7 protein-coding genes are annotated in these 12291 nt (G+C 54.5%); 3 read left to right on the top strand and 4 right to left on the bottom strand.

What is annotated here, in order from left to right; genetic code table 11:
• The first annotated feature begins 400 nt into the window (after positions 1–400).
• Entirely contained in the window at positions 401–1615 is a 1215-nt protein-coding gene (locus ACYQ3S_RS15100) for an ATP-binding protein (protein ID WP_459690163.1), read from the top strand.
• 123 nt (positions 1616–1738) lie between these two features.
• On the opposite strand, the gene ACYQ3S_RS15105 is transcribed toward ACYQ3S_RS15100, so the two are convergent.
• Entirely contained in the window at positions 1739–2581 is an 843-nt protein-coding gene (locus ACYQ3S_RS15105) for an SDR family NAD(P)-dependent oxidoreductase (RefSeq protein ID WP_459690164.1), read from the bottom strand.
• A gap of 16 nt (positions 2582–2597) precedes the next feature.
• Positions 2598–3176, bottom strand: a complete 579-nt coding sequence (locus ACYQ3S_RS15110; protein WP_459690165.1) for a cysteine hydrolase family protein — start codon at positions 3174–3176, stop codon at positions 2598–2600.
• 498 nt (positions 3177–3674) lie between these two features.
• On the opposite strand from ACYQ3S_RS15110, the gene ACYQ3S_RS15115 reads away from it, so the two are divergent.
• Positions 3675–6995 carry an S-layer homology domain-containing protein gene (locus ACYQ3S_RS15115; RefSeq protein WP_459690167.1) on the top strand — a complete coding sequence of 1107 codons (3321 nt, stop codon included), beginning with the start codon at positions 3675–3677 and terminating at the stop codon, positions 6993–6995.
• Positions 6996–7055: 60 nt separating this feature from the next.
• Here ACYQ3S_RS15115 and ACYQ3S_RS15120 read toward each other — a convergent pair whose 3' ends face one another.
• Positions 7056–7685 (bottom strand): hypothetical protein, encoded by a 630-nt coding sequence (locus ACYQ3S_RS15120; RefSeq protein ID WP_459690169.1) that lies wholly within the window; start codon positions 7683–7685, stop codon positions 7056–7058.
• A 316-nt stretch (positions 7686–8001) separates the two neighbouring features.
• Between ACYQ3S_RS15120 and ACYQ3S_RS15125 the strand changes: the two genes are divergently transcribed.
• Positions 8002–8619, top strand: coding sequence for a hypothetical protein (locus ACYQ3S_RS15125; protein ID WP_459690171.1), 618 nt, complete (start codon positions 8002–8004; stop codon positions 8617–8619).
• A 70-nt stretch (positions 8620–8689) separates the two neighbouring features.
• Here ACYQ3S_RS15125 and ACYQ3S_RS15130 read toward each other — a convergent pair.
• Positions 8690–12291, bottom strand: a 3602-nt coding sequence (locus ACYQ3S_RS15130; protein WP_459690173.1) for an S-layer homology domain-containing protein, incomplete at its 5' end; no start/stop codon positions are given.

Below are 12291 nucleotides of genomic sequence, written 5' to 3' on the forward strand. Positions count from 1 at the left end.
TCCGTGAACGCCGCACCGGCAAACATGGTGAACGCGCATGCGAACGCCAGCACCAGTGCGAGAACCTTTTTCTGATGGCGAAGATATGTACTTTTTTTGGCGATATTCCGCATAAATAATCCTGTTAGCGGAATATCTCGCATTTTTTGGAGGCTAAGCTTTTTTGCTTTTTCCAGATGTCTCTGTCGGAAACAAGGATGAAAAATTATTTTCCACATAAAAAATTTTGTTCTTTATTTGTACAGGATTGCTAAACTTGTACTTTAATGGCTATACTGGTAATCAGAATAAATATCTAATTATAGATTTCGATATACCGAAATCTATGATTGAAAATTATACAATTATTCGGTATACTATATAGAGAGCTTATTGCTTTGCTTCAAGAAAGGAGATCCGCATGATCAAACGGGAACGATATATGGAACAACTTCGCCCTTTCTTTGATAAGCCCGTCGTTAAGGTGATGACGGGAATCCGACGCTGCGGCAAATCCGTTATGCTGGAGCTGATACGCGACGAACTGGTCGCGCAGGGACGGCCGGAAGAACATATGCTGCTGCTGAATTTTGAAAGCAAGCTGCTTCCTTTCTCCAAAACCGCCGACGATGCTTTCGCCTATCTTGCCGCGTATGTGCAGCAAACCCCTGGGCGCAAATATTTATTTCTGGATGAGGTGCAGGAGCTGCCGGCCTGGGAAACCATGGTCAATGCCCTGATGATCGACTGTGATGTGGACCTGTATATCACCGGCTCCAATGCAAAATTGTTGTCTGGAGAGCTGGCGACCTATCTGGGGGGCCGCTATGTCGAAATCAAAGTGTATCCTTTTTCCTTTTTGGAGGTGCGGGATATTCTGGCGGCGCAGGGAAAACCGATCGGGGAATCGGAAGCCTTCCTGCACTATTTGACCTATGGGGGCATGCCGTTCATTTATGCGTATCAGATCGAGCCGCAGGCAGCCTTGCAATATCTGACCGATATTTTCGATTCCATCCTGCTCAAAGACGTGGCGCAGCGCAATAAGATCCGTGATATCGGGCTGTTCCAAAAGGTTCTCACCTATTTTATCGCGGGGATCGGAACCACTTGGTCCGCCACCAGCATCCAGAAATATTTGAAAAGCGAGCACCGCACGATCTCGCCGGAGACGCTTTACAACTATATTGAATACTGCAAGGAAGCCGGTATTCTGCATCTGGTCTCCCGAGAAGATATCATCGGCAAAAAACTGCTGCAGTTTCAGGAAAAAATATACCTGACAGATCACGGTCTGCGGGAAGCGGTTTATGGGAATAATCAGCGGGACGTGCAGCAGGTTCTGGAAAATATCGTATATATGGAACTGCTCCGGCGCGGCTACACAGTGACTGTCGGGAAAAACGAGGGCTGGGAGGTCGATTTTGCCGCGCAGAAGGGCGCGGATAAGCTATACGTCCAAGTCGCTTATCTTCTGGCGGACGAGCAGACCGTGGAACGGGAATTCCGCGCGCTGGAGGCCATACCGGACAACTATCCCAAATACGTTGTGACCATGGACGAGATCGACCGAAGCAGAAACGGTATCAAGCACCGCAATATCCGTCGCTTTCTGCAGATGGATGCGTTTTTGTAAATATTTGTCCCTCTTGGTCAGAAAAAGCCGGCGGGAAACCGCGCGGGAGAACGGCAACAAAGCAGGCGGCATGCAGCCCTTACGGGCGCATGCCGCCTGCTTTACTGTCAGGAAAGCCCTTTCTTAGAAGCTGGTACGGACCGCTTTCTCCCTCCAGGCGTCCGTATCCGCTTTCATTTGGCTGCAGTACGCGTCAAGCACAGCCGGCGCGTCTTCGCCTACTGCCAAATGCAGGGGAGGATCGGCGGAGCCAGCAACTTTCAGCAGCAGGGCGGCTAATTTATCCGGATCGCCGGGCTGCTCGTGCTTTCGGGCGTTTGCGATGAAATCGGTCTGCCATCTGCATTGGTCATAATCGTCGATCATGAAGTCCGGTTCGGTCCCCCATTTCCCGTTGCCATAAAAATCAGTCCGGAACAGGCCGGGGGCAACATTCGTCACTTTGATGCCGAAAGGCGCCACTTCAAACGCAAGCGAGGTGGAGAATCCAGTCACAGCGAATTTTGAAGTATGATAGGGGACCGGACCGGCGCTGTATCCCGCTGCGGAAGCGATATTGAAAATATGACCGCCGCGCTGCCGCCGCATGACTGGTAACACCGCCCTTGTCACGCGCATCAGGCCGAAGAGGTTGACCTCAAACATGGCGCGGATGGTGGCCTCGCTGGTCTCCTCAAAATTGGTTATGCCGCCAAAACCCGCGTTGTTTACAAGCACATCAATTCTTCCAAAACGTTCCATGCCGGCCTGCACCACAGTCTGATAAGCCGCTTCGTCCCTGTAGGAAACATCTAACGGCAGGGACAGCGCATTGTTCCGGAATGCCTCTGGAATGTGGATTCCAGAGGCGTTCCGCGACGTGGCGATGACACGGTCCCCGTTTTGTAAAGCGGCGTTCACGATCGCTCTGCCAAGCCCTTTGGCAGCGCCTGTCACAAGCCATACCCTTGTTGCTGGATTGTCCATATTTATTCCCTCTTTTCTATGTCTTGTCCGCTTTTTCCAGATCCTCAAGAGTGAGCAGGGCGTCTCTTTGCATATATTGGATCGCTTTCAGCGCATAATGATGCGCCTCGTCGCTGGAACCGGCCACGGCATCGGTCACTACCCTGATATGGTAATCGTGCTGATGGGCATCCACTGCCGTATAGTGGATGCAGACGTCGGTCAGCCCTCCGATCAGAAACAACGTGTCCACGCGAAGCCCCTTGAGCAGAATCTCCAGATCTGTCCCGAAAAACGCGCTGTATCTCCTTTTGGATATCAGATATTCGCCTGCAATAGGATAGGTCAATTTGGCATAATCCGTGTCGGGGACATTTTCCAGACAGTGAATCCCTTCGGAACCGTCGAGCTCGCGTCCAAAATCCACCATGTCCGGTCGGTGAACTTCTTTAATCTGAATCACGGGCAGCTTTTTTGTCCGGAAGATATCTAATACACGCTTTGCGTTACGGATACACGCCCACTCAGGGTCGTTCAGATTATCCTCCCGCAGACCCTTAAAATCTTCCTGCTGGATATCGATTACAAGCAATGCGCAGTTTTTTTCGATTTTCATTTTACGACTCTCCATTATCTTAAAAATTAGAAGACAGTTGCATAATGAAGGTTTTTAATATCCATCCACATTTATTCCTAATGCTTCTTTCATTCTAATTATCCTTCCCCTATACGCTTGAGACATCCACAGTTCCCGCTTTCAGAAAAAGCCCCGATGGAATATGGCTTCAGCCACATCCTTTTCTCTACGGATATATTTTATCATACTTCGGAACAAAGGGGAACCACAGATGCCTGGGAAAATCCCTGTCCTTTCGGTGCTACGGCACGGAAGCGCTTGAAAGTGGGCATGCAGGATACGGCTGATGTATAAATGACCAGAGTTGGGGATGGTCTGGCCTTTGTTTTATCTCGGGACGACACGGGAGATTTTTAAAATATTCATATAAAGTGAGGTTTTTGAGATATTCCGGCAATTTTCCCTGCATTATGTGCAGTATCCCGCCATCAGAAAAAGGTTCTCGCACTGGTACTGGCGTTCGCATGCGCGTTCACCATGTTTGCCGGTGCGGCGTTCACGGACGAGGCCGATATCCAGGCCAAGGACGCCGTGAACATGCTGACGGCGCTGGGCGTAATCGAGGGCGACCCCGATGGCTCCTTCCGTCCGGACGCAACCGTTACCCGTGCGGAAATGGCGAAGATGATCTTCGTTGTCCGCAACAACTCCATTGACGACTCGGCTTACGAGAACAACTCCTCGAAGATGACCGACATCAGCACTCACTGGGCCAAGGGCTACATCAAGTTCTGCGAGTCCCAGGGCATCATCGCCGGCTACGGCGACAACACCTTCAAGCCCGACGCGACCGTAACCGGCGTGGAGGCTGCGAAGATGCTGCTCGTTCTGGCAGGCTACGACGCTGACAAGGCTGGTCTGGTAGGCCACAACTGGTCCACCAACACCCTGCGTTACGCTGGCTCCGCCGGTATCTTGGACGACGTCAACTCCGGCTTGGAGCAGGGCCTGCCGCGTCAGTACGCCGCGCAGATGATCGCAAATACGCTGGACACCAACCGCGTGAAGTGGTCCACCGACTCCGATTCCTTTGACGACATCCTCAACGGCGGCGTCAAGGAAACTGTCGGCTCCGCTTACATGGGCCTGTCCTACGACTACGGCACCCTGACCTCGATCGAGACCGACTCCCTGACGATCAAGATCGATGCTGACTACGACTCTGATAACTACCACAACTCCGACCGTAACTACAGCAACGGCGACCTGGTCAACTTCACCAAGGTTTCCGAGGACTACACCTCCCTGCTGGGCCAGAAGGTCAAGGTCATGTTCAAGGATGGCAAGACCAACAATGTCCTCGGCGTTTACGCGGTTTCCGACAACACCGTTTACAACACCCTGATGAAGAACGTTGAGCTGGACGGCCAGAAGCTGAAGTTTGAAGGCTCTTCCTACTCTGTAGACAGCACCAAGTCGATCGACCTGACCTTTGTCGGCGTTGACGGCGTGGAAACCGACACGGTTGCATACACCTACTTCGACAAGGACGCTGCTCCGAACGATCACGACACCAACGGCAACACCTCCCTGGCTGAGGTAACTTTCGTTGACTCCGACGGCAACAACAAGATCGACACCGCGATCGTATTTGAGAAGATCGGCGGCGAAGTGACCAACGTTGCTTCCGACAAGATCACCTTTGCCGGCAAGTCCTACAAGTTTGCCGATGAAATCATCGACGAAGAGCTGGTAGCGGACGATTACGCGGTAATGTCCTACAGCATGTACGAGGATTGCAAGGAAATCGTCAAGGCTGACGTTGTCACCGACGAGCTGGAGGGCAGCAAGAACAAGACCTCGGCCAACGGCAACTACAGCCAGTACGAGATCGCCGGCACCTGGTACAACATTGATACCATGGACAGCGACACCGGCTATGACAATGTATCTGTGGGCGACACCGTTCTGGCCTATGTTGCCAACGGCGTTATCCTGAACATTGACACCGACGACGGCACGGGCGCTATCCCGACCAACATCGCGGTTGTTGTCGGTAACGCCAGCGGCGGCGGCACGAATACCCTGTACGGCGACCAGGTCAAGCTGCGTTACTTCGACGGCACGCTCAAGACTGTCACGATTGACGATGATAACAGCATCGCAGGCAGCGCCACTGAGCTTGGCCGTGCGTACAAGGTTTCTGGCAGCGACAGCTCTACCAAGCTGGAAGAGCTGAAGGGTAGCGGTACCAGCGGTGATGAAAATGGTCAGAAGTACAACGGCTACAAGACCCTGATCTATGGCAGCTACTCCTCTGATGAGCTGGACGTTGAACTGGGCAGTAGCAACAAGATTGCCGACAAGCGCGTTGCGGATGACGCAGTGATCGTTGTTTGGGACGAGAACGGCTCCTCCAAGACCATCACCGGCAAGCAGTTCAACAACCTGGCTTCCGATGCTGATCTGGTAGACAACGGCGGCGCTGGCGCGGTATTCACCAAGGATTACAACGGCCTGGACCGTGTCCGCCTGGCCTCTGTTGAGGTTGCAACTGGCCACACCATCGGCGATATCTCCGGCACTTCCAACGATAACTACGGCTACATCACCGCGGACGCGGTTGAGCGCAACAACGGCGACATTACCTACACTCTGTGGAACGGCTCCGAGAACCTGAGCGTTACCGAAGAAAACGGCGATGCAAGCGACCGCGCCAAGGGTACTGTGATCGGCTACGGCAGCATCGATGCTGACGGCTACATCCAGGATGTTGACGACAGCTACGGCCTGCTCAAGAACGTGACCAACAGGACGCCGGACCTGAGCGACCTGGCGGTAGGTGCGAACAAGGCTTCCGCCACCCGTTCCATCTCGGTTGGCGACGACCAGCTGAACGTCACCGCGGACACCAAGGTACTCGTGATTGACTCCAGCGAGGACGACGACGAGATCGGCCAGCCGTACACCTACGGCTCGACCACGCTGCGCAAGGCTGACAAGGATGTTAACGACGATTACATGGACAACGTTGCATTTATCCTTGACGAGGATGTGGTCGATGGCGAGGCTGACCTTGAGCTCCTGATCATCGACAACAACGGCAAGTTCGACTGGATCGACGACGGCAGCGACGATGGCGATGATGACGACGAGGAGGACAATACTTCCACCTCTGCTGGCGTTACTGTAACCAAGGATATGGCTGGCGATGCGATGACCTATGGCGGAACGTCCGATGAGGAGACCCTTTCCGCTACCGTGGAAGGCATGAAGGGCTACTACGCTGAGGTATCCATCGTTGATTCTTCCAAGGCTGATGCAAGCAGTAAGTTTACTACATCTGTTGTAGTAGATGGCTCTGGCTCGCAGATTACTACTAACGATGCGGCGTTGATAAACGTTACGATCACCAACGATCAGTCTGCGGCTGCTGGCAAGTACACTATGACCCTGACGATCGGCAGCAAGACGGTTGTCCGTGACTTTACGGTTGCAAAGGACGATGTAACTGCTGTTGCAATCTCGAATTTCGCCGCAGCGACTACAGGCGGTGCGCTCGCTGACTATGATCCGGATGCCACCGCACTTACCGCAACTACAACGCCGGCCGCTGCTGGAGCTACTGTTTCTGCAGTTACGGTGGATGAAGATGAGTCTACGGTAGATGATGAGTCGAATCTTGCCACTGGCGATATCATCAAGACTACCTTTACCATTACACTCACCGATACCACCAACTATCAGTTCGATGCGGATATCGATGAAGCTGCAGTAACTGGTATTGCCACTGCTACCGTAGAATCTGTTTCGCTGAACGGCAATGTGCTGACGGTTACTACCACTCAGACACTTTAATTATCCTACGGATTCAAACGAAAACCCCTCTCTTTCGAGAGGGGTTTTCCCTTTTGTGCATTACTTGAACACGATATACCGGTATGGATTTTGCTTGGCGACCTGTCCGGGGGAGGAGTTCATATGACCGGTCACGGTGAAGCCGGTCGCGGTGATACTGGCGTTGGGCGCATCCGCGTTCGGTAGGATCATGTTGACGATCTGCGGCTCGTAGGTGTTGCCCTCCCATGAACGCGCCGCGGCAATCACCGCCTTTGGCTGGTAGCCGAGCGTGATGGTCTGGGTCGTGCTCTCGCCCGTGCCGATATAAGTGCCGAGGTAGATTTCGCACTTTTCCGGCACCGCGGTTTCCAGCGCGGCAACACGGTTGTCGAGCGCGCTGTCCGCGGTTTCGCGGGTCTGCGCCTCACTGGTCAGCGCGGTTTGTTCGGCTTTCGCGTCCAGCTCGGCGGCAAGCTCGTCCGAGAGCATTTCTCGGTCGATCGTGTCCCCGAACGTGTCCACCACGATGCCCTCCACCCGCGCTTCCAGCCGCGATGCGTCGTCGCAGATTCCGTTGACTGCCTGCCGAAGCTCCTCCGGACTGCTGTCGAAGCGGGCTTTCAGCTCGTTCGGCGCGAGCGTGGGCTGGTCGGGTAGGTCTGTGATTTTGTGCTGGAACGCTGTGATTTTATGATCGCTGAATGACATGAAAAACCTCCTTCTGTTTGGGGCGGCCGGAGTTCCCCTCGCGCGCGTTCCTCTGACCACGCGGGCGCGCGCGTGAGGGGTTCCCTGCCCGCCGTTTGCACCGACACGGGAAAGTAAGCGTCTATCAGAATAGCAGAAACGGGAAAAAGCGCAAGGGCAAGTATTTGCCCTTGCGCTTTCCGTTTTTTCGGCTATTATAACGGTTGCTTACTTTCCCCGCACATGAAAAACCAGACGGGGCGGCTCCGCCCCACGCGCGCCCGCGCGCGCTGTCCAAAGAACGCGCGCGGGCGGCACCGACAAAAAGGAGGAAACCATGTCTTTTTCTGACCACAAGATCACGCAATTCACGCACAAAATCACAGACCTGCCCGACCAGCCGAGCCTACCAGCAAACGAGTTAAAAGCGCGGTTCGACAGCAGTCCGGAGGAACTGCGGCAGGCGGTCAACGGAATCTGCGACGACGCCTCACGGCTGGAGGCGCGGGTGGAGGGCATCGTGGTGGACACGTTCGGGGACACGATCGACCGAGAGATGCTCTCGGACGAGCTTGCCGCCGAGCTGGACGCGAAAATCACGCAGGCCGATCTTGCGGCGGAGACTGCCGCGCGCGAGGCCGCGGACAGTGCGCTGGGAAGCCGCATCGAAAGCGCAAATACCACCGCGGCGTCCAAATGCCAGTTGTACATCGGCACCTATACGGGAACCGGCAGTTACCCGCGCACGGTTTATACCGGCTTCACGCCCAGGGCGGTCATTGTTTCACCGCAGGCGGCAATGGATTACGGCGAATACGGAACCGGCGGCGCAGTCATTACACAGGATGGCTCGGATTCCCGTTTCAGCCGTATTATCTCCGGCGGCTTTGAGCTGCGGGCAACGAACAACCCCAACGCCGAGGGGATTGCGTTTTATTATCTGGCGTTTCGTTAAGCGAGAAAGGGAAAACCCCCTCGAAAGAGGGGGTTTTCTTCTTGCCACTGTATGTCGGAAACAGTTCGGATTATGCTACGCCAACCGTGGCAGTGATGAGCTGAGTCGTATCAGCGATGGAAATTGCAATTTTCGCTGTGGAGGCATCAATGCCTGCGCCCTCAGCAGTTTTCACAGCAGTGCCAAAAGTGATATCCGCAGTATCAGAACCCGATGCAGACGTTACTACAGTACCCAGATCAAACGTAATCTGCGTCTTGTCAGAATTCCAGCTACCATTGGAAATTACATTGGCCTCAGACTGCACAAAGTTAGTACCTGTAGAAGTGTCTACAGTAGTAACACTCGCCATCGCGCGATCGAAAGTGATGCGGATCTGCGTAGCATCTGTATTAGCATCAGACTTGTTTGCCGTAGTCGCCACATAGCCGTCAGCAGTCAGAAGCTCCACCTTGGTAATCTTGGCAGCCTGCGCCGCAACAGTCGAAGAAGTGACCGTAATATCGCCAGCTTCCATTGCGGAGGAAACCGTAAACTCAACCGACTTCACATCATTAGCAGAAGTGGTGGTGTCAAAGGTAACAGACTTCGTTTCGCCGCCGAAAGCAACACTGATGGTGTCGGTTCCGCCAGTCGGCGCAGTAGTTGCCTTTACGTCAACCTTTACAGTCTTGCCCAGATCGATAAAGGCATTATCCGCCAGAACACTGTTGTCAACCGTAGCGGTGAAGCTGTAAGTACCCTTGTTATCGGCGCCAGCAGTCAGAGCGGTAGGCGTTACATCGCCAGCCTTAACGTTCATCGCTTCGAATACAACTACGATCTCGTCACCGGACTTATCCATCTTGATACCGGTGTCAACATCAGCTGCAGCGCCGGTGCCAGTAACAACCTTTTCCGCCTTACCATCGGCAAAAGTAGCGCCAGTCAGCTTGACATTGAACTTGTATCCAGTAGCAATGTTGGCATTCAGCTTCATTACATCATCCGCTTCAGCCTTGCCATTTCCATTTGCATCAGTCGTCAGGCTCAACGCAGCGGAAGTGATATTGGCCGAAAGGGTCGGCTGTACCAGAGAAGCCGTATCATAAACATCCGCAACATACGGGCTGTCGGTAACTTCGCCGCGGATATCCACAACGAGCAGCTCAAGGCTGGTGCCGGTAGCATACGTCAGGATGTTCGCAACATAGTCGCCCTTGGTGTTCTTGTGCGCCTTCTCGATCGCAGCCTCTTCCATGCCGATCTTGTCGCCGGACTCGTCGGAGTCAACGTACAGAACGACCGTGCTGTTGTCGATCTCGAAGCTGTTGCCCTGATAGGTGGTGAACTCGTCCTGCTTGGTGTTTACGGTTTCAACCGCCTCAGCGACCATATCCATCTTCTTGACGTCCTTGATCTTCTTGACGTCGGAATCCGAAATGTCTTCCAGCGTGCTGTAGCCGATCACAGTACCCTTGACGCGGTCGTTCAGCTTGGTGTGGTCCTCGCGGACGGTCACGTTCTCGCTGCCGGTCCAGATGGTGTAGGTGATCTCGGAGTTGACGCGGGACCAGCTTGCATCGTCAGTGATGTAAGCGTAGTTGTCCTTGGTGATCAGCGAGCTGGGCAGCTTCGCAACCTTGAACGCAGCCGCGCCGATGCGGTTCAGGCCGCTCATTTCAGCCTTGAACGCAGCGATCAGAGAGGTGTCGGCGGTCGGCATATCAGCCGTGCCGATCGTAGAGGTGAACTGCTTGCCGGTGATGACCTTGGAATCGCCCGGGGTCCACAGAACAATCTTCGCATCGTCCGCGATCTTCAGGTTGCCGATCGTGGTGTTGGAGCCATTGTAGGTCACAGCGGCGCCCTTCAGCCAGGTGTAGTCGTTGTAGTAATCGTCCTCGTCGTTCAGCGCGGCCATCATGTAATCGCCGTCAGAGATATCATAGGCGTATACGCCGCCCTCATTGACAGAGGTCCATGCCAGATGCTCGGAGTCGGTGTCAAAGTCAACAACCTGCGAGGAGCCGTCGAAGAAGCGCAGCTTCATCTGCTTGCCCGCCAGCTTGTCGTCGTCCTTGGAAACGACCAGTGCAACATCGGTCAGGGTGCCGTTCGCATCCGAGGTGCGCTTGATCATGAATACAACGCCGTTGTACAGCACTGCGCTTACGCTGTCGCCGGCGCGCGCGCTGTTGATATCGGTGTTGTTGTAGTTAACGGCAGTGCCGTTGGTCAGCACAGCGGAGTTGTACCACTCGCCGTCGATCATGTACTGATAGAACTCGTTCTTATCAGCGTTCTTGGAGGTCTTGACGTTGGTCAGCTTGCCGGTGATGGAATCGGCCTTGACGATATCCTTGCAGCCGTCGAAACGGTTGTAGGAGATAACCGCCCAGTCGTCCTTGGCGATGTTCTCGTCGATGTTCTCCTCGTCAAAGTCATAGGACTCGTTGCCAACGATCACGCTGCTCGAACCAACATAAGAGGTCTTGGCAACATTGATCTCGTCAACGATAACCGCGTCCAGGCGGCCGTTGCCGTCGGAATCAACGAAGGTCATCTTGGAAGCATCCTGCTTGAGGTTGCGCTTGTCAAAGTCGTTGGAATCCCAGTTGGTAGCAACTGCTGCGCCGTCGACCGTGGTGCGGTAAACCGCGATGTCGTCCTTAACGGTCGTGTTGGTACCAGCGTTATACCACTCCATGGTGTAGGATTTGCCGTCGACCTTGATCTTGTCGCCGTCCTTCTCCACCTGGTTGGCGTTGACCGTGATGATCTCGTTGCCGCCCAGCGGCGCTACGCCCAGAACCTGATTGGTCTTCTTGTCCTTGAACAGAACCTTGACCTTCTGGCCGAGCAGGCTGGTGTAGTCGGTGTCAACCTTGGTGAACTCGTCCGCATAGCCGTAGGTCCAAGCACCGGCGCCCCAAACGGCGTCAACCGGATCGCTCTCCTGCTGGTCGGACGAGGTCTGAACCAGCGTCAGCGCGTCCTGGTCAATGGAAACCAGTGTGCCGACAGACTTGGTCAGGCCCATGTAAGCGTAGCCGACAGTCTCCTTGATGCCGCCGTTGAGGACGTCGTCAAAGGAGTCGGAGTCGGTGGACCACTTCACGCGGTTGGTGTCCAGCGTGTTGTAGATCATTTGCGCAGCGTACTGACGCGGCAGGCCGGACTCCAGGCCGGAGCCTACGTCGTCCAGGATGCCGGCGGAGCCAGCGTAACGCAGGGTGTTGGTGGACCAGTCGTGGCCTACCAGACCGGCCTTGTCAGCGTCGTAGCCAGCCAGTACAAGCAGCATCTTGGCCGCTTCTACGCCGGTTACGGTCGCGTCCGGACGGAAGGTGTTGTCGCCGTAGCCGGCGATGATGCCCTGGGACTCACAGAACTTGATGTAGCCCTTGGCCCAGTGGCTGCTGATGTCGGTCATCTTCGAGGAGTTATTCTCGTAAGCCGAATCATCAATGGTGTTGTTGCGGACAACGAAGATCATCTTCGCCATTTCCGCACGGGTAACGGTTGCATCCGGCTTGAAAGAGCCATCGGGGTTGCCCTCGATAACGCCCAGCGCCGTCAGCATGTTCACGGCGTCGGTGGCCTTAATGTCCGCCTCATCCGTGAACGCCGCACCGGCAAACATGGTGAACGCGCATGCGAACGCCAGCACCAGTGCGAGAACCTTTTTCT

It is taken from the genome of Agathobaculum sp. TL06, assembly GCF_054658635.1.